Below are 23521 nucleotides of genomic sequence, written 5' to 3' on the forward strand. Positions count from 1 at the left end.
TTCCAACTGTTGTATTTTTGCCGCCTGCAGCGTCGCGCCCGAACGGACGCCGCGGCGTCCGGTTCTTAGGAACCAGCGCCCGACAGCGTGGTGACGGCGCGACGGTTCTGCGACCAGCAGGAGATGTCGTCGCAGACCGCGACCGGACGTTCCTTGCCGTAGGAAATGGTTTTCAGGCGGCTGCCGGAGACGCCCTTAGAAACCAGGAAGTCGCGGGTGGCGGCGGCGCGGCGGGCGCCGAGCGCCAGATTGTACTCACGCGTACCGCGCTCATCGGCATGGCCTTCGATGACGATCGCGTATTGGCGGTACTGGTTCAGCCACTGCGCCTGGCGCCCCAGCGTGGTCTGCGCATCGGCGCGGATCGACGCGGAATCGGTGTCGAAGAAGATGCGGTCGCCGATATTGACGGTGAAGTCCTGCGCGGAGCCCGGCGTAGCGGCGCCGGCGCCGTTGAGGCCGAGATCGGCCGCGCTGTTCGGGGTCTTCTTCGAGGCGCAGCCGGTGATGGCGAGCGCTGCCACCAGGGCGATCATCGCCGGATTTCGGGTAAGTGCTGCGATACGGCGCATGCCGCCTCTCCTTCGCATTCGAGTGATTTCGTTGATCACCCAGTAACCACGTTTGGGTTAACCGGCATTCAAGAAACACGGTTAATGATTGGTTTCGAGCCGCCGTCCGCGGCCGTTTTTGCCCGTCTCACATTGCGTGCGGACCGTAGGCGGAAATGCGGCCAAAACATGAAAAAACGGGGAATTGGGGAACTGATGAACTGGAGAATTGGAGAAAGAGGTCACTTGAGCGACCCTCTGAGATTCACCAGCATTCCGTAGATCTGGTTGTAGGATTGTAACCACTCGTCAAGCTATGTCTTCGAGATGTACTCGAGATCGAACGCGTAGGAGATCCATGTCTCGACTTCGCTGCACGACCCCATAGCCATTGAAATGAAACGAGCGAATTCAGCTTTGGAATGAGGCTGCTTGGCAAAGCCCTCAGCCAAATTAGCGCAGATGGCCTTGCTGGAGCGACGCAACTGATCGGCTAGCGCGTATTGTTCGATCTTCGGAAAGGCCAGCGTGGCTTTGTGAATTTCAAGAGAAACTACATAGGCCCGCTTATAGACCTCCAGCTCCCTTGCACGTCCAACGAAGCGTCCCTGCCTCTCCATTTCTTCAATTCCCCAATTCTCCAGTTCTTCAATTCCCCAGTTCCTGCTACTCGAGAAGCGGCGACCACGCCGGATCCGACGCATAGTTCGCGGTCGGAATCTGCTGCTCGTTGCGGCCGGTGAGATCGACCGAGACCAGCTTGGGTCCGCCGGAAGAGTCGCGGAAGAACATCAGCACGCGACCGTTCGGCGCCCAGGTCGGGCCCTCTTGCTGGAAGCCGGAGGATAGGATGCGCTCGCCCGAGCCGTCGGTCTTCATGACGCCGATCTGGAACTCGCCGCCGCTCTGCTTGGTGAAGGCGATCAAATCGCCGCGCGGCGACCAGACCGGCGTCGAATAGACGCCGTCGCCGAAGGAGATGCGGTGCGGGTTCGAGCCGTCCCCGCCCATGACGTAGATCTGTGAGCGGCCGCTGCCTCCGCCACGGTCGGAGGTGAAGACGACCTGCGAGCCGTCCGGCGAATAGGACGGCGAGGTGTCGATGGCGGTCGAATCGGTGAGCCGTGTCGTCGAACGGCTTCTCAGGTCCATGGCGAAGATGTTGGAGTTGCCGTCGTCGCGCAGCAGGCTCATGATCACCTTCTGGCCGTCCGGCGAAAAGCGCGGCGCGAACGTCATGCCGGGGAAGTTGCCCACCAGCTCGCGCTGTCCGGTTTCGATCTGCAGCAGATAGACCTTCGGCTGTCCGCTCTCATAGGACATGTAGGTGATTTCCTGCCGATTCGGCGAAAACCGGGGCGTCAGCACGATCGCGCGGCCGTCGGACAGATAGCGCACATTGGCGCCGTCCTGGTCCATGATGGCCAGCCGCTTCTTGCGCGCGTTCTTGGCGCCGGATTCGTCGACGAAGACGACGCGGGTATCGAAATAACCCTTCTCGCCGGTGATGCGCTCATAGATGGCATCGGCGATGATATGGGCGACGCGCCGCGTGTTGGCGTCGTTGGCGAAGAACTGCTCGCCGGCCATCTGCTGGCCCGCGAACGTATCCCACAGCCGGTACTGGGCGCGGATGCGGCCGTCGGCTTCCTTGCCGACGCTGCCGGTGACCAGCGCCTGCGCATTGATCACCTTCCAGTCGTCGAAGCGCGGCGTGGCGTCGGGACCGGAAATCTTTTCGATGAAAGCGCTCTTGTCGATCGGCGCGAACAGGCCGGAGCGCTTCAGGTCGGCCGTCACGATCTCGGTGATCTGGGCGCCCAGCGCATCGTTTGATTGGAAATCCGTGATGGCGATCGGCAGCGGTTCGACATTGCCCTTGTTGACGTTGATCTCGACGAGAGCCCATGCCGGCGCGGCGGCGCCGACCATGGAACCCAGCGCTATTGTCGCGACCATCAGGAGCGGCTTGAGGATGAATTTCATGTCTTCTCGCTTCTTCTCTTCGCTGATTTTTGCGGAGGGCAGGCCTTAGAGGCCAAGCATTTCCCTCGGATCGAAAGTGACCTTTATCTGTCCCCAGATGTCCTGCTTTCCGGCGGGAACCTGCAGGCCGGCCATGTTGCATTTCTGAATAGCGCGCACCGCGCTTTCGTCGACCTGGCGGTTTCCGCTCGATTTTTCGACGACCGGCCGACCGTCCAGCTTGCCCGAAGCGTCGAGGTTGAACGAGATCACGGCTATCAGGTCGTCCGTGGCCTCCATGCCCGAGGGAAAGGTCCAACACCCTGCAAGCTGATCCCTCAGGGCCCCTTCCTCGGATTTCGACAGCTTCTGGCCCTGATCCTTTTCGCCGCCGAGCGAGGCCTGCTGGGTCGAGCGCTTGGCGCCGCCGCCGGACGGCTTCTGCTTGTCGAGCAGCGCGGAAATCTCGTCGGCGTTGAACTGCTTATCATCCGACTTCGGCTTGGAAGAGGCTTCCTTGACCGGCTTGTCGGCGTCCTTGCGATCCGGCGCCTTGGCGCTCTCGGCCTGGGCCGGCTGTGGCTTCGGCCGCGATTCCGGCGCGGGAGCGGAGTCTGGAAGCTTCGCCTCGTCAGTCGGCTGATCCTGGGAAATTGCCTGGGCGACGGCGTCCGGCTTCACCTCTTCCTTCGGGATAGCGGCGGTCGTGTCTTTAGGCAGGGTCGGCGTCGGTTCCTTGGCCGGCGTCGGCTTGGGGTCCGTCTGTTTGACCGGCTCGGGCTTGACCTCTTCCTTCGGCGTCGGGGTCGGCGCGACCTCCGTCGCAGGGATGGGCTTGGGCTTTTCCTGTGGCTTCGGCACGTCCTCGACCGCCGGCTTCTCCTTCGGTGTCGGCGCGGGCGGCGGCGCCGCCGTCTTTTCGACCGGCTTCGGCTTGGCTTCGTCGGTCACCGGCTTGTCGGTGTCGACGGTGTTTTCGCCGACCTTCTGGGCGTTGGGCACGACATCCGGCCGCTTGGTGGGCAGCGGCGCGGGCTTCTCATGCATCACCGACTTCTTGTCGCCCTGCAGCGTCTGCGGCACGGCTTCCATCGGCACGATGTCGACCGCCACCGACTCCACGTCGGCGGCCGGCATGGCCGGCGGCGACGACAGCGTGAACAGCCCTAAGGCCAACGCCACCGTATGCAAGATCACCGATGAGGTGAGGCCGGTCCGCATTTGGCGTCTACTGATCCTGTTCCTGCAGCGAGACCAGGCCGATATTCTTGTAGCCGGCCGCTGAAATGCGGGCCATGACCTTCATCGCCGTACCGTAATCGGTCAATTTGTCGCCGCGGATGAAGATACGCTCGTCATAGCCGGTCTTGGAAATCGCCTGCAGCTTGGCCACCAGTTCGTCGATCGGGATTTCGGTTTCCTGCAGATAGATCTGGCCGGCGGCGTTGATCGACACGGTGATCGGCTGCGTGTCGACATTCATCGCCTTGGCCTGCGTGTCCGGCAGGTCGATCGGCACGCCGACGGTGAGCAACGGCGCCGCGACCATGAAGATGATCAACAGCACCAGCATCACGTCGACCATCGGCGTGACGTTGATTTCCGATATCAGGGCATGGTGGCGGCCACGCCGCCTGTGGCCGCGTCCGCCTCGACCCATGCCACCTGCGCCTGCAGACATCCCCATGATCGTTCCTCAGGCCTTCTGCGCTACTTTTTCATCGATTTGGCGCGAGAGTATGGCGGAGAACTCATCCGCGAACCCTTCCATGCGCATGCCGAGTTTGTTCGCGTCCGATGACAGTTTGTTGTAGGCGATGACGGCCGGAATAGCCGCGAGCAGGCCGATCGCGGTCGCCAGCAGCGCCTCGGCGATGCCGGGCGCCACCACCGAAAGGCTGGTGTTCTTCGACGCGGCGATCGCCTGGAACGACGTCATGATGCCGATGACGGTGCCGAACAGGCCGATGAAGGGCGCGGCCGAGCCGGTGGTGGCGAGGAAGCCGAGGCGTCCCTCCAGCTTCTCCATCTCGCGTGTCAGCGCCAGGTCCATCGCCTTGTCGATGCGCGTCTGCAGCGCCAGCGCCGATTTCGCACCCTTCTCGAAACTCTTCTTCCACTCGCGCATGGCGGCAACGAAGATCGCCCCCATGCCCGTGGTCTTGCGGTCGGCGAGCGTCCGGTAGAGATCCTCCAGCGACTGCCCCGACCAGAAAATCTGCTCGAAGCGGTTGAGCGCCAGCCGCATGCGGCCATAGGCGACAAGCTTGTCGATGATGATCGCCCAGGTCCAGATCGAGGCGCAGAGCAGGCCGATCATGACCAGCTTGACCACCCAGCCGGCCTGCATGAACAAGGCCCAGATCGACAGATGCGCGCCCGGGTCGGCGAGTGCGATGTTTTCCATGACTTACGTCCTTAAGAATTTTCCGGGCATCGCTGGCGGCTGGCCCATGGGCATCCCTTTGGTCCGATCGCGCGAAGCGTGAAGCTTGCGGGACAAGCCCCGAATGCACCGTTCCGCGGCCTTTTCGAGGCAAATATTGGTGAAAGGAAGGCGCGCGAATTGCGCCAATCTTCGCCAATTCCTTCATGAACCGTTATGGTTAAGGATGGGTTAGGACGTAAGGCGCGGCGCATTGCCGCGCTTGGCCGGCCCGGCCCGGCGATTGGATCCGCCTGGTTGATGCCTTCGAGATGGTAGGTTCAGGCCCTTGCCTTCGGCATAAAAGCCGCGATCCACTCTTTCGGGAAGCGTTTTGGCCGGCCGCTTTCGCCGACGATCGCCGCTTCGACCTTGGCTTCGACCAGCACATCGCCGCCGCGCTTCAATTGCTGACCCATGAAGATGCGGGCGCCGGAAATGTCGTCGGTGCGGGTGTCGATGGTGAGGATATCGTCCATGCGCGCCGGCGAACGGAAGTCGATCTCCATGCGCCGCACCACCCAGACAATGCGCTCGCCATGCTTGCCGTCCAAAAGTTCGGTGTGATGGACGCCGGCCAATCTCAGATAGTCGGAGCGGCCGCGTTCGAGGAACTCGAGATAGCGGGCGTGATAGACGACGCCGGAAAAATCGGTGTCGGCATAGTAGACCCTGGCCATCAGCCGGTGGCCGAAATCCGTCAGGGCTCCGGAAAGCCCGGCGCTGAGCGCCGCCGATTCACCATGATCGTCCATCGCGCTTTCCTTTTCTGGCCTGAACGGGCACCTAAAGCGGGCCGGGCTTCAGGTTTTTCCGTGCGTGTCATTGACCCAAAACCGCTCCACACTTTTGGGCGACACGCAAAGCCGCGCGGGAACGGGATGGCACTCTTGGGCACGATGATCAAGACCCTGGTGGCGGCGCTGCTTGCGCTTGGCTCGCTGGCATTGCCGGTCGAGGCGGCGACGTTCTCCATGAAACGCGGCCTCAATCTCGACCAGTGGGTCACATGGCCGAGCGAGGACAAATGGGGCGACCGCCGGGCGATCCTGCCTTATCCGGAGTGGCGCAAATTCCTCAAGGATGACGACCTCAAGGCGCTCAAGGATGCGGGCCTGGACTTCCTGCGCATGCCGGTCGATCCCTCGCCCTTTCTTTCGGACCAGACGACGGCTCTCCGCGACGACCTCTATGCCAGCGTCCTGGACTCGGTACGCATGATCAACCGCGCCGGTCTGAAGGTGATCGTCGACCTGCATCTGATCCCTGCCGGCGGCAATCGTAAGATCGGCATGAGCGAGGTGATGGATAGCCCCGTGACGTTCGACGCCTATGTCGAAATCGTGCGCGAGATGGCGAAGACGATCGCCGGGCAAGACCCGCAGCTCGTCGCGCTGGAACTGATGAACGAACCGATCGTCGATTGCGACGAGAACGGCACCAATCTCTGGCCCGAGCGGCAGATGCAGTTGTTCGCGGCCGCGCGCGCTTCCGCCACCAGGCTGACGCTTGTGCTCACCGGCGGCTGCTACTCGAACGCGGCCTCGTTGGCGAGGGTCGACCCGAAAGCGGTTCCCGACGACAACATCATCTGGGCCTTCCATTCCTACGATCCGTTCCTTTTGACCCATCAGGGCGCGACCTGGGCCGGCGATTTCATCCAATATGTCACCGGCCTGCCCTACCCGCTGACGGCCATTCCGAAGACGCAGTTGGACATGACGCTGGACACGATTCGCGACCGGATCAGGGCCGAGGCGCCCTGGGCGCGGCAAAGCGGCCTGCTCGGCTATCTCGACGCGCAGGTGGCGGCGATGGACAGCCCCGAGAAGCTGATCGGCGTGATGGATCAACCGTTCAAGACCGTCGACGCCTGGGCGAAGGCAAATGGCGTCAAGCCGCGCGATATCACGCTTGGCGAATTCGGCATGATCCGCAAGGAATACGGCAACGGCTTTGTCATGCCGGCCGGATACCGCGCGGCTTATGTGCGCGATATGATCGCCCGCGCCGAGGCGCATGGCTTTTCCTGGTCGGTGTGGAGCTATGGCGGCGCCTTCGGCATCGTCGATGCGTTCGACGGCGAGAAGGCCGAGCCGGACGTGATGGATATGATCAGGTCGCTTCGGCAAGGCAGCGAACCGAGGCCTCACCTGAATACCGACACGCCTTAAAGCGCGTCGCGATGAAACGGATTCAGTCGACGCGCTTTAAGTCTTTGTTTTGATGCATGTCGTTATCCCAAAACCGCTGCGCACTTTTGGGCGACATGCATTAGCCGAGATCGATCTGCAGGATCTCCGGCCGCACCCCGAAACGCACCGGGATGATGCTGAAGCCGAGCCCGCCGGAAACGATCAGGTTGCGGTCGTTTTCCACGACATGGCCATAGGCGAAGCGGTTGCCATAGTCCGAAGGCACCACTGGCGAATAGCCAAACAGTCGTACCTGCCCGCCATGCGTGTGCCCAGACAAGGTCAACGAAACCCGCCAGGGCACTTTTGGAAAAATGTCGGGCTCATGGGCGAGCAGGATGATCGGCTCGCTTCCTTGGATCTTGGCCAAGGTGCCGGGGAGATCGTCGAAGCCCTGGAAGCTGTCGCGTCCCTTGGCCTTGTTCGGCAGCAGCGCCAGCTGATCGGCGAGCCCGGCGATCCAGAGACCATGCCCGTCCTTTTCCAGCCGCACGACGTCGTTTTCCAGCACCGGAATGCCGACATGCTCGAGCGCCTTGCGCGACTGGGTCGGGCCGGCCTCCGCGCGCTGCGCAAGAAAATCCGTCCACCAGTCGTGATTGCCGAGGATCGAGAACACGCCGAGCGGCGCCTTCAGCCCCGACAGCGCCTCGGCCCATTCCGCCACGCGAACCCAGCCCGTCACCAGCTTGGTGCCGGCGGTGTAGTCACCCAGCAGGACGATGACGTCAGGCTCCAGCGCATTGGCTTCCGCGGCAAGTGCTGCGATCCGTTCCGGCGTCATCCAGGGCCGGCAGGCGTGGATGTCGGCAAGCGCCACGACGCGGAGCTTGAGCCCGGCTGGCCAATGCGGCGGCGTCAGCGTGTAGCGCTTCACATGGGTCAGCAGCATCGGCTCGATGCCGACCGCATAGGCCCCAAGCGACACAAGCGAGAAGGCCGAGCCGCCGATAAGGCGCAGAAAGCCACGTCTGGTGATCATGGATCGGCCCAAGCCCCTTGGGATTGCATCCGGTAAGCCTGCCTTAAAGACGGCAAATGCGCCCTCAGCTGGGCCGAGGCACGCAGATTCTGCGCAGACGGGCCGTTGCGCGGCCAAACGGCGAACAAATCTGCGTTACTCTTCCTGGAACAGGCTGATCTGCTGCTGGGCGATATCCTTCGGCGGGTCGAGCCCGAGATGGCGCCAGGCATTGGCGGTCAGCACGCGGCCGCGCGGCGTGCGCTGGATGAAGCCCTGCTGGATAAGATACGGCTCGATGATGTCCTCGATCGCGTCGCGCGGCTCGGAGAGCCCGGCCGCGATCGTCTCGATGCCGACCGGTCCGCCGCCGAAATTGCGCGCGATCATCGACAGATAGCGGCGGTCGAGCGCGTCGAGGCCGAGCGCGTCCACCTCCAGCCTGGTCAGCGCCTCGTCGGCGATCCTCTTGTCGACATGACCGTCCCCGGCAACGGAAGCAAAATCGCGCACCCGGCGGAGCAGCCTGCCGGCAATGCGCGGCGTGCCGCGGGCGCGCCGAGCTATCTCCAGCGCGCCGTCGTCGCCGAGCGGCATCGAGAGGATGCGGGCACCGCGCCGCACGATCTGCTCCAACTCCTCGACCGTATAGAAATTGAGCCGGACCGGAATGCCGAAACGGTCGCGCAGCGGATTGGTCAACAGCCCGAGCCGGGTCGTCGCCGCGACGAGGGTAAACCGGGCAAGGTCGATCTTGACGGAGCGCGCAGCCGGCCCCTCGCCGATGATCAGATCAAGCTGGAAATCCTCCATCGCCGGATAGAGGATTTCCTCGACCGCCGGATTGAGGCGGTGGATCTCGTCGATGAACAGGACGTCGCGCTCCTCGAGGTTGGTGAGCAGCGCCGCGAGATCGCCGGCCTTGGCTATGACCGGGCCGGAAGTGGAGCGGAAATTGACTCCGAGCTCGCGCGCCATGATCTGCGCCAGCGTCGTCTTGCCGAGCCCTGGCGGGCCGACGAACAGGACATGGTCGAGCGCTTCGCCGCGCCCCCTGGCGGCATCGACGAAGACCTTGAGATTGGCGCGCACCGCCGCCTGGCCGACGAACTCGTCGAGCGACTGCGGCCGCAACGTCTGGTCGGCATCCTCGCCGCGCTTGTCCGGGGCAATGAGGCGGGGCGAAAGGTTCATGCCAGCAGCTCCATGCCCGCGATTGATTTAGCGGCACGCTGATCGAACGTAACCGTATACGAACAACCCAGATTTCGATTGTGCTCCGCAATCAATGCATCGCCAAAATCGACCTGTGGCGAGCTTGACCGTTCGAGCGCCACAACAATGGCATCGAAATCTTCGAACATGAGCGTCTTGATTTTGAGCAATCTTTGGATTGCCGCCTGCACCTGCTCCTTCGGCAGCCTGTAACGCGAGATAAGCGACCAGCTGAATTCGACTAACACCACCAGGCTGACAAACCCGAGTTTGTCTTCATTGAGGCTCTCGCCAAAGGCAAGGGCCTTTGTCCGCTGTTCAGCATCGTCGTTCAGCACCATTCGAAGCAGGACGTTCGTGTCGATGCCGACCGATGTCACGCGCCGCCCTCTCGTCCATCGCTCGACTTGTCTCCTGCCACGTGCCTGCCCACGGCATCTCGAACAGCAGCATCAATTTCTTCCAGAGAAGCAGGACCGCCGGGAGGATCTCCCAGAAAACCGGCGAGGTCAGCGAAATCGAGATTGCGCGGTGTTCCAACGAGATAGCCATCCACGACCGTCCAAGCAATCATATCTCCGGCCTTTAGCGACAGCGCATCCCGCACGTCTTTGGGAATGGTAAGCTGTCCCTTCGAGGTTAGATTGGCATACGCAGTCATTTTCCTACTTTCTAAGAAATTTCCTACTTTTTATATGGTAGTCGGAAATTTTATTTCCAGCAATCATCTCACCGCGCCAGTTCCTTCAGCCCGAAACGTATCAGCTTGGAGGCGTCCGCGCCTTCGCCTGCCGATTTCAGCGCGGCCGCAACGGCGTTCGCGGCGATGTCGCGCGAATAGCCGAGATTGACCAGGGCGGAGACGGCATCGGTGATGGGCGCTGCGGCGACGCCTTCGCCGAGTTCCTGCTTGAGGCCGATCGTGCCGGTGGCCGCGCCCGCATAGGCTGGCGCCTTGGTGCGCAATTCGGTGACGATGCGCTCGGCCACCTTCTTGCCGACGCCGGGTGCACGGGAAACCATGGCGATGTCGCGCAGCGCGATTGCGTTGGCGAGATCGGCCGGCGCCAGCGTCGACAGCACCGCCAGCGCCACTTTGGCGCCGACGCCCTGCACATTGCTCATCAACAGCCGAAACCACTCGCGTTCCAGCCCGGTCTGGAAGCCGTAGAGCCGGATCATGTCCTCGCGCACATAGGTCTCGATGAACAACATCACCGCCTCGCCGGGCGACGGCAGCGATGCCAGCGTGCGCGTCGAGCAATGAGCGACATAGCCGACGCCATGCACGTCGACGACACAGGTGTCCTCGTCGATCTCGTCCAGCGTGCCCTTGAGCTTGCCGATCATGTTCTGGCCTTCATGGATGCGTTTCCGGAGAGATCATTTCGAGTTTGGGGAAGTAGCTGCGATAGCGAGCTGCGTCGCGTGTCAAGAGACGGTGTCCGGCAATGGCGGCATGGGCGCCAATGAAAAAATCCGGCAAGGTACGCTCTCGAACGCCGCCGGCCCGGCGATATTGAGAGTGCGCGACACCGGCCAGGAATGCAGCCTCCAAAGGCAAGGACTCACGATCGATCTCCAGCATGTCGGTCGCTCTTTTGAGCTGTGCCTCCGTGGCGATCAGCGGCGCCAGTTCGGCCCAGATGACCGGGTTGACGACCAATGCACCTTCACGGCGGCAGGAAGCGATGGCGTTTGCCGACCATTGCGTCGAAGGCCCGCTTGGCCCCCAGACGTCGATCAGCACTTTCGTGTCAATCAACGTCGAGCTGTTCACGCGGCCCCCGCAGCCAGTCGACATACTCGTCGGCACTCATGCCATTAAGATCCAGGGTTCCCGCCATGCTGGCCAGAGTTTTCCTGAACTTGTGAGACGCCTCTTCCTCGGAGAGATTTTCGTTGACGGCGACAAGCCGCGCACCCTCGTCGGTCGCCAGGAATTCGACCTCGGAGCCCGGACCGATACCCAGATGATCCCTGATTTGCTTCGGGATTGTGACTTGTCCCTTGGTGGTCACACGCATGGTAATACCTCCAAGGTATTACTTACTGTACAAATGAGAACAAGTCAAGAACAAGCTATCCCGCGACCGCCATCCGGTAGGCGACGCTCTGACGGTGATGCGCGTGGCATATGGCGATGGCCAAGGCATCGGCGGCATCGTCGGTGTCGAAGACCGCCTTCGGCATCAGCACCTTCACCATCATATGGATCTGCTTCTTCTCGCCGTGGCCGACGCCGATCACCGCTTTCTTGACGGCGTTGGGAGCGTATTCGGCGACCATCAGCCCGGCGCGCGCCGGAACCAGCATGGCAATGCCGCGCGCCTGGCCGAGTTTCAGCGTCGCCGTCGCATCCTTGTTCACGAAAGTCTGCTCGACCGCCGCTTCGCGCGGCATGGCCTGATGCAGGACTTCGGCCAGCCCGTCATGCAGTTGGCAGAGCCGCGTCGCCAGCGGCGCCTTGTCGTCCGAACGCACGGTGCCGGACGCGACGAAGCGCAGCGAATTTCCGAGGCTTTCGACAATGCCCCAGCCGGTGCGCCTCAAGCCCGGATCGATGCCGATGATGCGAATCACTTCCCCCATGCGCCAAGTCTAGCCGTGGCGGCAAGCGATGCCAGCAAAATGTGAACAAACCAGAAACAATTGCGATCTAAGAGCGCCCCGAAAATCCCATCGGCAGGCGTTCGCGGGGCGGCATGTCCAATCTCGGACCTAATGCATGTCGCCCAAAAAGTGCGCAGCGGTTTTGGGGGAACGACATGCATCGAACAAAGACTTAAAGCGCGTCGACTGAGGCCCGTTTCAGCGCGACGCGCTTTAGTTCGTCATGCGACGGACGGTTTTCGACAGCCGCGTAAGAAATGCCGGTCTGGACGATGCGACCAGCTTCCATGCCAGGACTGCATTCCCCATGCGCCGCGGGAGGATTCCGATGCAAAGGAACCAGGTCGCCAGAGCAGCCCGCCGCCGCCAGGATGCGTTCATTTCCAGACTGGCGGCGGCGCCCGCTCTTGCCAGCCCCAGCCGGGAATCGGTTGCAACCGGATGCTGGGGCTCGTCGACACAGAGCGAAGCCAGTCGTTCTTCCAGATGAACCGGATCGTGAAGGCCGGCATCCTGCGGCACTGCCAGACCGATCTCGGCCGCCCGGCCGGACAAAGCTTCAAGGCGCCGGAAATCATGCTGCACCCGCCAACGCGCCCGCTCGGCAAGCTTTTCGGCAAAGACCGAATGGTTGGAGCCGTGGATGCGGTAGGCGCCAAGGCAGGTGTCGATGGATTTCACCTCTCCGTGAAGTGGCGCGAGCGTCGCGAGATAGCCATCGGCGCCTTGCCGGAAATCGCTTTCCGGCACGGGCATTATCGTTTCCAGCGTCTCACGGTCAAACGCCAACCCGCTTGTCACCGTCGTATGGTAGCGCCCCTTGCGCAACAATTCCGGGACGACGTCCCCAGAGTCGAACGGTTGTTCCGGAGGTGGAAAAACATCCTTGATATGCTGGTCCTCATCGACGAGGTGCAATCTGAATTGCGCCTGCGCGACAGCCGCATCCCACTCGCCCAGGACCTCGGAGATGGCGTTCGGGTAGAGATAATCGTCGGCGTCGAGGAAAAGAATGATCTCCCCGGTACTCGCCTCGAACCCGGTATTGAATGCGGCGGCATGGCCGCCATTCCTGCGCCTCAAGCACGGGCGGATTTTGTCGCCGTAGGATTCGATGACGGCCACCGACGCATCGGTCGATGCGTCGTCGACGACCACGACCTCGACATTCCGATGGTCCTGTTCCAGCGCGCTGTCGATGGCGCGTCCTAGAAACTGTTCGTAGTTAAAATTGGGGATGATGATCGATACCGGGATGCGGTCCAATGGCGAATGCACGGATCAAGCCTCGCGATTTGTTTTGGTCACAATGACGGGGATTTGTTTGCAAAACCGGGGACGACCCGGTCGCGGCGGACGGCTTCCCCGGCAATTAGGGTTTCATCGCTTCAAGGCAAGGGTGCGATTCTTTTCGCGAAGGCCGGCATGGCCTTCAATGCGGCTACCGCAATATCGAAGAGCGAACGGGTCGCAGCGCTCGGCCTGCGGCCAAATCACGGCTCGCCAATCACGCTCGATTGAGGGGAAGCCGGTTCCCGCTACTGCGCGACGCTATCGCGGCGTTTGTTGCAAACGCGGTTTCAGCCGCGAGCGAAAGCCGTATTCAAGAGGCTGATCTGGTCCGAAACCGGATTGGCCCTGCGGCTGGACGTGCGCGTGTCGTTGGCGACGCCGCCGTAGATTTCTTCGTCCATGCGCCGCACCAGCGCCTGCAGACGCAGCGAGTGCGTCACAAGTTCCAGAAAATCCTTGGGCAGCTCGTTCCAGCCAAGCGCTTCGTCATGCGCGGAGGCGGTGTCGAGACGCACCTTGGATTTCTCCGAAGCCACCTGGTCGCGCGTCATCTCCCCGGAATTGGCCGCCCGCTGCAGCAAAAGCCAGGAGGCGACCTGCATCAGTCGGGTGGTCAGCCGCATCGATTCGGCCGCATAGAGCGTCGCCGCCGTGCGCGACAGCTTCTTGGCCTCGAGCCTGCCCTTGCCATCGAGATATTCGGCGGCCTGTTCGACCAGCCCCATGCCTTCCTGGTAGAGCGGCTTGAAGGATTGGGAGAAAACCCGGCGTTCCGCCAGCTTGATGGTTTTCGCGCTGCCCTTCGAAGGCTCGTTCATCGATACGCCCCTGCACTGCCGCAAGCCGATTCGGCTATCCTTGCCGAGGTGGCTCGCACCCTAAATGACTGAGGCTTGAAAATGCGCTTCGATGCCCATGAAGGCAAGCGCATGTTTAACAAACGGTTAACGCCGATCCTGTTCCAGCCAGCCGCCGGCGGACAAAAAAAGAGCCGCGGATAAGGCGGCTCTCAGGAGTTTAACAGGGAGGCGTCAAACAAAGTGGCTCCAACCACTCGGTAAGAATCCAGCAAAACTGGATGTGGATAGTAAACGCCTGTAAAGCTTAATGAACCCTTAACGCGGCGCCGATTTTTTAACCGAACGCGCGTTCATGTGCCGGAACAGGACAGCCGGTCCCTCTCTCAAGATCATCCGACCGGATTTTCCGAACGCCGGTCGCGGCGCCGAAACATGCCGGCTGCTGCCGCGACATCGTTCAGAAACATAGGCCTCGCAAAACGCCGCTCCCTCCCAGGGGCCGACGCAAACTCGCGCCGCCGCAAATCAACAAAGATATCCAGGAGCAAACCATGGATTGGTATTCGATCGTCAAATTCCTCCACATCGTTTCGGCCGTCTTGTGGGTCGGCGGCGGCTTCGTGCTGTTCCTGCTCGGTGTGCTGGCCGAGCGCGCCGGCAACATCGAGGACAAGCTCCAGGCGATACGCGCCAGCGGGCAGCTCGGCGGCAAGTTCTTCGCGCCGATGTCGATGCTGACGCTGCTCTTCGGCCTCATCATGTGCGGCTTCTGGGTCGGCTTTACCGAGCTGTGGATCGTCATCGGCCTCGTCGGCTATGCCACGACCTTCTCGATCGGCATGTTGATCTTCAAGCCGACCGGCGAGCGCATGGGCGTCATGATCGCCAAGGAAGGCGTGACGCCCGCCGCTCTCGCCATCGGCCAGCGCATGATGAACTGGGCGCGCCTCGACTATGCGGTGATGCTGGTGATCATCGCCGACATGGTGCTGAAGCCCACCTTGCATGACATCGGCATTCTTGCCGGCATGGCGATGGTGGTTGCCCTGGGCGCCGCGCTCGCCTTCGGCGGCAGCCGCCAGCTGATGCCGAGCGCCGCTTGACGTCGAAAGCCTCTGACATTGAAAGATGGGCGGCCATTGGCCGCCCGCTTTTATATCAGGCCGGCAATGCCATCCCAAAGCAGCTTGACGGCGACCACCGCAACGGTGGCGTAGGTGAACGGATAGAATATCTCCGGCCGCATGCGGCGCACCAGCCAGGCGCCGGCAATCGTGGAGAGCGGCGCCAGCGGCATCAGCACCGCCGACGCCGTCAGGTTGGTGGCGTCGAACTGGCCAAGCGCGAAATAGGGGACAAGCTTCAGCGCGTTGGTGGCGGCAAAGAAGATCGCCGCCGTTCCCGAAAGCACTTTCGGGTCGAGCCGGATCGGCAGCGCATAGACCTGGAAGGGCGGGCCGCCGACATGGGCGACGAAGCTGGTGAAGCCGGCGACCGTGCCCCAGAAGGCGGCGGCAATGCGGTTCGGCTCCGCCGCATGGTCGGCGCCATGGCGGAACTGCAGGTAGACCCAGCGCAGCACGAAGACCAGCGCGACGGCGCCGACGATCAGCCGCACCATCTCCTCGGTGACCAAAGCCGCGGTCAGCCAGCCGAGCCCAATGCCGATCACGGCGCCTGGCATCATGTCGACCAGCATCCTGCGGTCGTAGACGCCCCACCAGGTCCACACCGAAACGACGTCCATCAGGCACAGGATCGGCAGCAGGATGGCGGCCGCCTGAACCGGCGGCATGGTCAGCGCCATCAACGGCACGCCGACGAAGCCGACGGCGCCACCGAAGCCGCCTTTCGACAGGCCGACAAGGATCACCGCCGGAATGGCGGCGGCGTAGAACCACGGATCGTTGAGCAGGCCTGACATCGGCAAAGGAAGCTTGAAGAAGGCGGGAATTCAGCCATAGCGCAGAATGCCGCTACGGGGATAGTCATTAATGCCGGCGTCCGCTATTGCCGGCCCGACATCGACGACCGGCCGCACTGCAAAGCTTCTTCAGCGCTTCTATGAGCGCCTTGGCTTCAAGGCCAGCCACAGCGGCTACAAGGTGGAACTCTAGCCAAGGGTCAGCGGCGGCGAGTTACCGACGTGCCTGGACCAGCAGGAACATCGGCCGCTCGAGCTCTTCGGCCAGTTCCGGCCTGGCGGCGATCTGCTCGTCAGTCGGGCGGAATTCCTCGACATGCCCGATGGTGAATCCGGCCTGGATCAGCAGATTGAGCGTGGTGCCGATAGTGCGATGATGCTTCACCACGCCTTTGGTGAACCAGTCGGTCGTGCGCGGTCCCTCGACCAGATACCGGTCGACCGGCCACGTCTTCCCGCCCGCGGCATCGACCGACCAGCCTGGATTGGTTGGAGCCATGTAGATAGGATGTTCGGTCGAGAAGACGAAAATGCCGCCGGGAACCAGGGCTTGGTGGACGGTCGCGAACAGGCGCGCGACATCGCTGACATAATGCAAGGCGAGCGAGCTGTAGGCGAGGTTGAAACGCCCTTTGGGCAAGCTGAGCTCATCGAGGTTTGCGCGCTCATAGACGATCGCGTCGCCGGCGCCTTCGGCGCAGGCCCGCGCGAGCATCTTTTCAGACAGGTCGAGACCGAGAACCTCCCTTGCGCCGTGCGCCCGCGCCCAACGGCAGAACCAGCCGAACCCGCAGCCGAGATCGACGATGCTCGAACCGTCGACATCCGGCAGCATGGCGCGCAGCGCCGGCCATTCGGGCGCACCGTCAAGGCCCTCAACTGAACGGCCAAGATTGCTATATCCTTCGAAGAAATCGGACCGGTCGTAGATATTTTGCGCCATGTATCTGCTCTGTTTTTGTCGGCATATCTAGCGAACTTCTCCTTGGCTTCCAACGCCACCCGCAAAACCGGATGGCTGGCGCAAGCCTTGGCAGCGGTTAAGCATTTTGACTGTGGCTCCGTACGTCCGCTGTTCAAGCCGGGCGCTTTGCTCTATGCCGCAATGCAACCATCTTCGCCCGGCATAGGCGAAACCGGGATCGAAGGCCAATGAACGAAGCAACCTCGCCCAACCGCTGCCGCATCGTGCTGATCGCGCCGCCGCTTGTACCGGCCGAGCATATCTGCGCGGCATTCGAGGGTGGCGATATCGCCTCGCTGATCCTGCCCGACAACGGCATGGACGATGCCTCCTTCCAGGCCTTCGCCGAACGGATCGTGCCGATCGCGCAGACTTCGGGCATCGCCGTCATCATCGCTGGCGACAGCCGCATCGCCGGGCGCGTCCAGGCTGACGGCATCCATGTCGAGGTGAAACCCCGGGAACTGGCCGAGACGATGGAGCGCCTGGCCGGCAAGATGATGGTCGGCGTCGGCGGCGCCAAGACGCGCGACGAGGCGCTGGAGCTCGGCGAAGCGCGGCCCGATTACATGTTCTTCGGCCGCTTCGGCTACGACAACAAGCCGGAGCCGCATCACCGCAACCTCGCTCTCGGCGAATGGTGGGCGGAAATGATTTCGATCCCCTGCATCGTCATGGCCGGTTCCGAGCTTGCGTCCGTGGAGACGGTGGCCGCGACCGGCGCCGAGTTCGTGGCGCTTTCCAGCGCCGTGTTTGCCGACGGGCGCGACCCGCGGGCGGCGATCGCCGCCGCCAACGCACTGCTCGATGAAACCGCGCCGCGTTTTGAGGACTGACGTGCGCCTGGCTGTGCTTCCTCTGGCTGTGCTGGCCGGCTTGATCGCCGAAGTGGCGATTGCGGCAGAAACCATCCCGCTGCCGCAGCCCCGGCCGGACACGAGCGCGCCGGACAAGAGCGCTCCCGATACAAGCAATTCAAATGCTGGCAAGCCAGATGCCGGCAAGCCGGATGTTGGCAAGCCCGCTGCCGCGCATATCGACAAGCCGATCCAAAACACCTTGCCGCAACCGGCCACCATGACGCCGCCATCGGCCGACACGGTCAATCCCGACCGCTTCGGCGCCAAGCAGCCGGACGCCGCCTATGGCGCTTTCCAGCGCGGGCTCTACAAGACCGCCTACAACCTTGCCATGGAGCGCGCCAAGAATGGCGATCCGGCGGCCGAGACGCTCGTGGCCGAAATCCTGTCGCGCGGGCTGGGAGTGCCGCTTAATCCGGCTGAGGCGGGCAAGTGGTATGCGCTGGCCGCCGAACAGGGCGTGCCGGAGGCGCAGTTCCAATACGCGCTGATGCTGATCGACGGGCGCTATGTGAAGAAGGATGAAAAGGCTGCCTTCGCGCTCATGCAGGCCTCGGCCGAGGCCGGCAACCGGCTGGCCCAGTTCAACTTCGCGCAGTTGCTCGTCCAGCAGGATCCGGGCGATGGCGGCCTTGCAAAGGCCGCCGTCTACTACGAGCGCGCGGCCGCCACCGGCCTTGCCGACGCGCAATATGCGGTGGCGCAGCTCTATGCCAATGGCGTCGGCGGCAAGCCGCATGACGACGCCCAGGCGCGCTTCCTCCTGGCGCAGGCCGCGAGACAGAACTACGACACCGCGCAGATCGACCTCGCCGCCTGGATGATCGAGGGACGTGGCGGCGGGCGTGACCTGAAATCGGGCTTTGCCTGGATGAAGCGCGCCGCGGAAGGCGGCAATGTCGCCGCCCAGAACCGCCTCGCCAAGCTCTATATGGGCGGCATCGGCACCGACCCGGATCTGATCCTCGCCGGCGCCTGGTATATCGTCGCCCGCCGCGCCGGACTGATCGACCCGCGGATGGACGATTTCTTGCAGGGCCTCGACGACGACCAGACCAAGCAGGCGCTGCAGAAGGCAAATCGCCTGCCGTAGCAGGCGACACCATGGCGGCACTGTCTTGACCACTCCCTTGCCTCCCCAGGCAATTTGTGGTCTTGGAGGCGCCAAAGCGCGACCCGCGCCAGAAAAATCTCATTCGGATCAGTTCATCATGGCCAAGATCAGTGGCAACGAAATCCGTCCCGGCTATGTCATCGAGCATGATGGCGGGCTGTGGGTGGCGGTCAAGACCAACACCGTCAAGCCCGGCAAGGGCGGCGCCTACAACCAGGTCGAGTTGAAGAACCTGATCAACGGCACCAAGCTCAACGAACGCTTCCGCTCGGCCGAGACCGTCGAGCAGATCCGGCTCGACCTGAAGGACTTCTCCTTTCTCTACGAACAGGGCGAGGCGCTGGTGTTCATGGACACCGAAAGCTACGAGCAGCTCGAGCTCGCGAAGGACTTCGTCGGCGAGCGCGCCGCCTTCCTGCAGGACGGCATGATGGTGACCGTGCAGCTTTATGAGGAACGGCCGATCGGCATTTCGCTGCCCGACCAGGTGACGCTGGCCATCACCGAAGCCGACCCGGTGGTGAGGGGCCAGACGGCGGCTTCCTCCTACAAGCCGGCGATGCTGGAAAACGGCATCCGCGTGCTGGTGCCACCCTTCATCTCGGCCGGCGAGCGCATCATCGTCGACACCAACGAAATCACCTACGTGCGCCGCGCAGACTAACCGGCCAAAAAGCAGGAAGAAAAGATGGCGCGTTCCGCTCTCCTCAACGTCATGGTCCAGGCCGCGATGAAGGCCGGCCGCTCGCTGTCGCGCGACTTCGGCGAGGTGCAGAACCTGCAGGTCTCGATGAAGGGACCGGGCGACTATGTCAGCCAGGCCGACCGCAAGGCGGAAGAGATCGTCTTTGCCGAGCTTTCGAAGGCGCGGCCGGGTTACGCCTTTCTGATGGAAGAGCGCGGCGCGGTCGAAGGCGAGGATGCTCAGCACCGCTGGCTCGTCGACCCGCTCGACGGCACCACCAATTTCCTGCACGGCATCCCGATCTTCTCGGTGTCGATCGCGCTCGAGCGCCAGGGCCAGATCGTCGCCGGCGTCGTCTACAATCCGGCGATGGACGAGCTCTACACCGCCGAACGAGGCGGCGGCGCCTTCATGAACGACCGCCGGCTGCGCGTTGCCGGCCGCTCCAAGCTGACCGATGCCGTGATCAGCTGCGGCGTGCCGCATCTCGGCCGCGGCCAGCATGGCAATTTCCTGATCGAGCTGCGCAATGTCATGGCCGAAGTCTCCGGCGTTCGCCGCCTCGGCTCAGCCGCGCTCGACCTTGCCTATGTCGCGGCCGGACGCGTGGACGGGTTCTGGGAAACCGGCCTGTCGTCCTGGGACATCGCCGCCGGCACCCTGCTGGTTCGCGAAGCCGGCGGCTTCGTCTCCGACATGGATGGCGGACAGGGCATGCTCGACAATGGCGAAGTCGTCGCCGGCAACGAGCTGATCCAGCGCGCTTTGCTCAAGACCGTGAAGAAGCCGCTGTCCTCTCGTTGACACGCAAGCCGCATTGACTGCGCGGCGCGCCGATGCGCCCCCGGCGCATATCCAAGTGCCGCAGCCTCCTTTGCGCGTCGAAAGGACGCGCGGCGCCGTAGTCGCAAAACCGCAACCGAATCTTGAAATACTGACCTGCAACAGCCCAGATAGGGTAGCAGGACCATTTGATGAACGACACGCGGCCAGATACCCAGCTTGAAATCCCCTTCGTGGGGCGCTGGCACTATTCGCGCGCCGAAATGATTGCCGACGGGATCGTCCACGCGGTAGGCATCGTCCTGGCGATCGCCGCCGGCTCGACTTTCCTGGCGCTCGCAGCGTTCCACTCCGGCCCGGGCGAGTATGTCGCCGCGGTGTTCTACGTCGTCTCGCTGCTCACCGTGCTTTCGGTGTCGCTGGCCTATAATCTGTGGCCGGTGTCGTGGCCGGCGAAATGGATCCTGCGCCGCTTCGATCATGCCGCGATCTATCTCCTGATCGCCGCCACCTACACGCCCTTCCTTGCGCAGCTCCACAACTCGCCGCTGGCGCTGGCCATGATCGTCGTCGTGTGGAGCGCGGCTGCGGCCGGCATCGCCATCAAGATGTTCCTGCCCGGCCGTTACGACCGACTGGCCATCGTCTTCTATCTCGCCATCGGCTGGAGCGGCGTGGTGCTGGCCGGACCGCTGGTCGAGACGCTGCCGACGACCTCGGTGGCGCTGCTTATCGCCGGCGGCATCGTCTATTCCTGTGGCGTCATCTTCTTCGCCTGGAAGGGCCTGCGCTTCCACAATGCCGTCTGGCACGGCTTCGTCGTCACCGGCGCCGGCCTGCATCTGGCAGCCATGGTCGACTGCCTGGTCGTCAACCGGTTCTGAAGCCCGATGCATGTCGCCCAAAAAGTGCGCAGCGGTTTTTGGGAGAATGACATGCATCGAAACAAAGGCTTAAAGCGCGTTGGCGCGACGCGCTTTAAGCGGGCTATATTGCCAAGCGCCATTCAATTTGGTCACAATTCCGTTTAGAGTCGCGGCAATTCTGCGGCGGTGGCATCGGAAACGGGGCACGGATGGCTTTTCTCAGATCCTTCGGCAGGCGATCGGACGTCCTGGTCTATGATCCGCACAAGCTGTCGAGCCCGCAGGTGTTCCTGCTCACCATGATGATCTTCCTGATCATCGTCGCTTTCATCGCCGCCATCCTCACCCGCCAGATCTCGACCGCCTTCTCCAGCAATCCAGGCCTCAACGGATTGATCGTCGGCGTGCTGGCAGTCGGCATCCTGCTTGCCTTCACGCAGGTGGGGCGGCTGTTCCGCGAGGTGCGCTGGGTCAATTCCTTCCGAGCCGGCTCCGAAACCACCGAGCCGGTCCTGCTGGCGCCGATGAAGGCGATGATCGGCCGTTCGTCCTCGATGGCCTTCTCGACCTCCTCGATGCGCACGATGCTCGATTCCATCGCCACCCGCCTCGACGAAAGCCGCGACACCTCGCGCTATCTGGTCGGCCTCCTGGTGTTCCTCGGCCTGCTCGGTACCTTCTGGGGCCTGCTCAACACCATCGCCTCGATCCGCGAGACGATCGAGGCGCTGGACCCGGGCACCGGCGATGCCGCCGCCGTGCTCGACGCGCTGAAGCAGGGCCTGTCGGCGCCGCTCGCCGGCATGGGCACCGCCTTCTCGTCCTCTTTATTCGGCCTTTCCGGCTCGCTGGTCCTCGGCTTCCTCGACCTGCAGGCCGGCCGCGCCCAGACCCGCTTCTACACGGAGCTCGAAAACTGGCTCTCATCGGTCACCGATCTGTCGTCCGACATCGTCGTCTCCGACACGTCGAAGACCGTCGATTCCTCCGAGGACATCCGCCTGCTGTCCGAGCGGCTGCGCAGCCTGCAGGAGAATGGCGGCGGCTCCAATCCGCGCGTCGCCACCGCCATGGCCAATCTTGCCGACGGCATCTCGGGCCTGGTGAAGAACATGCGCTCCGAACAGCAGATCATGCGCGACTGGGTCGAGGCTCAGTCCGACGAGCAGAAGGCGATGCGCAACACGCTGGAAAAGATCGCCGACGCGCTGAAGAAGCAAGGGGTCCACTGACGTGGCGCTGGCAAGACGGCGCGCCGACCGCCGCATCGACTATTGGCCGGGTTTCGTCGACGCGCTGTCGACGCTCCTTCTGGCGATCATGTTCCTGCTCACCGTCTTCGTGCTGGCGCAGTTCCTGCTCAGCCGCGAGATCTCCGGCAAGGACACGGTGCTGAACCGCCTCAACTCGCAGATCAACGAACTGACCCAACTTTTGGCGCTCGAGCGGTCGACCTCGCAGGACAAGGAAGATTCGCTCGCCAACCTGCAGGCGTCGCTGTCGGCGGCGCAAGCCGAAAAGAGCCGGCTCGAACAATTGCTGGCGCAGGGCGCCGGCGCCGGCGACGCGGCCAACAAGCGCGCCGCCGAACTGTCCGGCGAGCTCGGCAACCAGCGCCAGATCAGCCAGCAGGCACTGAGCCAGGTCGAGATCCTCAACCAGCAGATCGCAGCGCTTCGCAAGCAGATCGGCGCGCTCGAGGATGCGCTCAACGTCTCCGAGCAGCGCGACCACGACTCCAACACCAAGATCGCCGATCTCGGCCGCCGCCTGAACGTCGCATTGGCGCAGCGTGTCCAGGAACTCAACCGCTACCGCTCCGACTTCTTCGGCCGCCTGCGCGAGATCCTCGCCGACCGCGAGAACATCCGCATCGTCGGCGACCGCTTCGTCTTCCAGTCGGAGGTGTTGTTCCCGACCGGTTCCGACGAGATCAACGATGCCGGCAAGGTCGAGATGAAGAAGCTCGCCGACGCCATCATCGAACTGCAGAAGGAAATCCCGCCGGAGATCAGCTGGGTGCTGCGCGTCGACGGCCATACCGACAACAAGCCGCTGTCCGGCACCGGCCGCTATCGCGACAATTGGGAACTGTCAACGGCGCGTTCGACCTCGGTGGTGAAGTTCCTGATCGAGAACGGCGTGCCGGCCAACCGCCTTGTCGCCGCCGGCTTCGGCGAGTTCCAGCCGCTCGACCCTGCCGACACCGACGAAGCGCGCGGCAAGAACCGCCGCATTGAGCTCAAACTCACCGAACGTTGATTTAAAAGCACACCTCCCGAAAGTGGGAACCGGCTTCGGGACAAA

30 protein-coding genes are annotated in these 23521 nt (G+C 62.9%); 11 read left to right on the plus strand and 19 right to left on the minus strand.

The genetic code is table 11. The features are described from left to right. Window positions 1–65 precede the first annotated feature (65 nt). The 7 genes from pal to ybgC all read right to left on the minus strand — a co-directional run bounded on the left by pal (window position 66) and on the right by ybgC (window position 5696). Window positions 66–572, minus strand: coding sequence for a peptidoglycan-associated lipoprotein Pal (gene pal, locus RFM68_RS10975; RefSeq protein ID WP_320232850.1), 507 nt, complete (start codon window positions 570–572; stop codon window positions 66–68). Between the two features lie 293 nt (window positions 573–865). Beyond that, complete coding sequence (locus RFM68_RS10980; protein ID WP_320232852.1) at window positions 866–1171, minus strand: four helix bundle protein; 306 nt, start codon at window positions 1169–1171, stop codon at window positions 866–868. A gap of 46 nt (window positions 1172–1217) precedes the next feature. Beyond that, complete coding sequence (gene tolB / locus RFM68_RS10985; protein WP_320233251.1) at window positions 1218–2510, minus strand: Tol-Pal system beta propeller repeat protein TolB; 1293 nt, start codon at window positions 2508–2510, stop codon at window positions 1218–1220. Between the two features lie 72 nt (window positions 2511–2582). Then, a complete protein-coding gene (gene tolA / locus RFM68_RS10990) occupies window positions 2583–3737 on the minus strand; it encodes a cell envelope integrity protein TolA (RefSeq protein WP_320232853.1) in 1155 nt (384 codons plus the stop codon). Window positions 3738–3744: 7 nt separating this feature from the next. Continuing rightward, on the minus strand, window positions 3745–4203 hold the full coding sequence (gene tolR / locus RFM68_RS10995; RefSeq protein WP_320232855.1) for a protein TolR: 459 nt from the start codon (window positions 4201–4203) through the stop codon (window positions 3745–3747). A 9-nt stretch (window positions 4204–4212) separates the two neighbouring features. Then, window positions 4213–4923: a protein TolQ gene (gene tolQ, locus RFM68_RS11000; protein ID WP_320232857.1), complete on the minus strand. Its 711-nt coding sequence runs from the start codon at window positions 4921–4923 to the stop codon at window positions 4213–4215. A gap of 299 nt (window positions 4924–5222) precedes the next feature. Then, window positions 5223–5696: a tol-pal system-associated acyl-CoA thioesterase gene (gene ybgC / locus RFM68_RS11005; protein WP_320232859.1), complete on the minus strand. Its 474-nt coding sequence runs from the start codon at window positions 5694–5696 to the stop codon at window positions 5223–5225. Window positions 5697–5822: 126 nt separating this feature from the next. Here ybgC and RFM68_RS11010 point away from each other — a divergent pair, with 126 nt between their 5' ends. After that, window positions 5823–7115, plus strand: a complete 1293-nt coding sequence (locus tag RFM68_RS11010; protein WP_320232861.1) for a glycoside hydrolase family 5 protein — start codon at window positions 5823–5825, stop codon at window positions 7113–7115. Between the two features lie 100 nt (window positions 7116–7215). Here RFM68_RS11010 and RFM68_RS11015 read toward each other — a convergent pair whose 3' ends face one another. The 10 genes from RFM68_RS11015 to rcdA form a co-directional block, all read right to left on the minus strand. Next, window positions 7216–8118, minus strand: a complete 903-nt coding sequence (locus RFM68_RS11015; protein ID WP_320232863.1) for a metallophosphoesterase — start codon at window positions 8116–8118, stop codon at window positions 7216–7218. Between the two features lie 135 nt (window positions 8119–8253). Continuing rightward, window positions 8254–9291: a Holliday junction branch migration DNA helicase RuvB gene (ruvB, locus tag RFM68_RS11020; RefSeq protein WP_320232864.1), complete on the minus strand. Its 1038-nt coding sequence runs from the start codon at window positions 9289–9291 to the stop codon at window positions 8254–8256. After that, window positions 9288–9692, minus strand: a complete 405-nt coding sequence (locus RFM68_RS11025; protein WP_320232866.1) for a type II toxin-antitoxin system VapC family toxin — start codon at window positions 9690–9692, stop codon at window positions 9288–9290. Before RFM68_RS11025 ends, ruvB begins: the two co-directional genes overlap by 4 nt. Continuing rightward, window positions 9689–9973: an AbrB/MazE/SpoVT family DNA-binding domain-containing protein gene (locus tag RFM68_RS11030; protein WP_320232868.1), complete on the minus strand. Its 285-nt coding sequence runs from the start codon at window positions 9971–9973 to the stop codon at window positions 9689–9691. The genes RFM68_RS11025 and RFM68_RS11030 overlap by 4 nt, the downstream gene beginning before the upstream one ends. A 68-nt stretch (window positions 9974–10041) precedes the next feature. After that, window positions 10042–10662 carry a Holliday junction branch migration protein RuvA gene (gene ruvA, locus RFM68_RS11035; protein WP_320232870.1) on the minus strand — a complete coding sequence of 207 codons (621 nt, stop codon included), beginning with the start codon at window positions 10660–10662 and terminating at the stop codon, window positions 10042–10044. A 10-nt stretch (window positions 10663–10672) separates the two neighbouring features. After that, window positions 10673–11092 (minus strand): type II toxin-antitoxin system VapC family toxin, encoded by a 420-nt coding sequence (locus tag RFM68_RS11040; RefSeq protein WP_320232872.1) that lies wholly within the window; start codon window positions 11090–11092, stop codon window positions 10673–10675. After that, complete coding sequence (locus tag RFM68_RS11045; protein ID WP_320232874.1) at window positions 11070–11339, minus strand: AbrB/MazE/SpoVT family DNA-binding domain-containing protein; 270 nt, start codon at window positions 11337–11339, stop codon at window positions 11070–11072. The genes RFM68_RS11040 and RFM68_RS11045 overlap by 23 nt, the downstream gene beginning before the upstream one ends. Window positions 11340–11394: 55 nt before the next feature. Next, a complete protein-coding gene (gene ruvC / locus RFM68_RS11050; protein ID WP_320232876.1) occupies window positions 11395–11904 on the minus strand; it encodes a crossover junction endodeoxyribonuclease RuvC in 510 nt (169 codons plus the stop codon). 234 nt (window positions 11905–12138) lie between these two features. Next, on the minus strand, window positions 12139–13203 hold the full coding sequence (locus tag RFM68_RS11055) for a glycosyltransferase family 2 protein (RefSeq protein ID WP_320232878.1): 1065 nt from the start codon (window positions 13201–13203) through the stop codon (window positions 12139–12141). 302 nt (window positions 13204–13505) lie between these two features. After that, window positions 13506–14036 (minus strand): protease adaptor protein RcdA, encoded by a 531-nt coding sequence (rcdA, locus tag RFM68_RS11060; protein ID WP_320232880.1) that lies wholly within the window; start codon window positions 14034–14036, stop codon window positions 13506–13508. Window positions 14037–14569: 533 nt separating this feature from the next. On the opposite strand from rcdA, the gene RFM68_RS11065 reads away from it, so the two are divergent. Continuing rightward, window positions 14570–15121, plus strand: a complete 552-nt coding sequence (locus RFM68_RS11065) for a DUF2269 family protein (protein WP_320232882.1) — start codon at window positions 14570–14572, stop codon at window positions 15119–15121. A 50-nt stretch (window positions 15122–15171) separates the two neighbouring features. Here RFM68_RS11065 and RFM68_RS11070 read toward each other — a convergent pair whose 3' ends face one another. Continuing rightward, window positions 15172–15942: a sulfite exporter TauE/SafE family protein gene (locus tag RFM68_RS11070; protein ID WP_320232883.1), complete on the minus strand. Its 771-nt coding sequence runs from the start codon at window positions 15940–15942 to the stop codon at window positions 15172–15174. A gap of 70 nt (window positions 15943–16012) precedes the next feature. Between RFM68_RS11070 and RFM68_RS11075 the strand changes: the two genes are divergently transcribed. Then, the gene (locus tag RFM68_RS11075; RefSeq protein ID WP_320232886.1) at window positions 16013–16135 is read left to right on the plus strand and encodes a hypothetical protein; all 123 of its coding nucleotides are present in this window, start codon (window positions 16013–16015) and stop codon (window positions 16133–16135) included. Window positions 16136–16156: 21 nt separating this feature from the next. On the opposite strand, the gene RFM68_RS11080 is transcribed toward RFM68_RS11075, so the two are convergent. After that, window positions 16157–16885: a class I SAM-dependent methyltransferase gene (locus tag RFM68_RS11080; protein WP_320232887.1), complete on the minus strand. Its 729-nt coding sequence runs from the start codon at window positions 16883–16885 to the stop codon at window positions 16157–16159. 42 nt (window positions 16886–16927) lie between these two features. Here RFM68_RS11080 and RFM68_RS11085 point away from each other — a divergent pair, with 42 nt between their 5' ends. The 8 genes from RFM68_RS11085 (at window position 16928) to RFM68_RS11120 (ending at window position 23476) form a co-directional block, all read left to right on the plus strand. Next, a complete protein-coding gene (locus RFM68_RS11085) occupies window positions 16928–17098 on the plus strand; it encodes a hypothetical protein (protein ID WP_320232889.1) in 171 nt (56 codons plus the stop codon). Then, complete coding sequence (locus tag RFM68_RS11090) at window positions 17095–17742, plus strand: thiamine phosphate synthase (protein ID WP_320232891.1); 648 nt, start codon at window positions 17095–17097, stop codon at window positions 17740–17742. The genes RFM68_RS11085 and RFM68_RS11090 overlap by 4 nt, the downstream gene beginning before the upstream one ends. Then, window positions 17714–18859, plus strand: coding sequence for a tetratricopeptide repeat protein (locus RFM68_RS11095; protein WP_320232893.1), 1146 nt, complete (start codon window positions 17714–17716; stop codon window positions 18857–18859). The genes RFM68_RS11090 and RFM68_RS11095 overlap by 29 nt, the downstream gene beginning before the upstream one ends. A 118-nt stretch (window positions 18860–18977) precedes the next feature. Then, window positions 18978–19544 (plus strand): elongation factor P, encoded by a 567-nt coding sequence (gene efp, locus RFM68_RS11100; RefSeq protein ID WP_320232895.1) that lies wholly within the window; start codon window positions 18978–18980, stop codon window positions 19542–19544. A gap of 24 nt (window positions 19545–19568) precedes the next feature. Then, entirely contained in the window at window positions 19569–20369 is an 801-nt protein-coding gene (locus RFM68_RS11105) for an inositol monophosphatase family protein (RefSeq protein ID WP_320232896.1), read from the plus strand. Between the two features lie 170 nt (window positions 20370–20539). Beyond that, window positions 20540–21232, plus strand: coding sequence for a PAQR family membrane homeostasis protein TrhA (gene trhA, locus RFM68_RS11110; RefSeq protein ID WP_320232897.1), 693 nt, complete (start codon window positions 20540–20542; stop codon window positions 21230–21232). 191 nt (window positions 21233–21423) lie between these two features. Next, a complete protein-coding gene (locus RFM68_RS11115; RefSeq protein ID WP_320232899.1) occupies window positions 21424–22446 on the plus strand; it encodes a MotA/TolQ/ExbB proton channel family protein in 1023 nt (340 codons plus the stop codon). A gap of 1 nt (window position 22447) precedes the next feature. After that, on the plus strand, window positions 22448–23476 hold the full coding sequence (locus RFM68_RS11120; protein WP_320232901.1) for a peptidoglycan -binding protein: 1029 nt from the start codon (window positions 22448–22450) through the stop codon (window positions 23474–23476). Window positions 23477–23521 lie beyond the last annotated feature (45 nt).

This window comes from Mesorhizobium montanum (genome assembly GCF_033977145.1).
In the GTDB taxonomy this organism is placed as follows: Bacteria; Pseudomonadota; Alphaproteobacteria; order Rhizobiales; family Rhizobiaceae; genus Mesorhizobium; species Mesorhizobium montanum.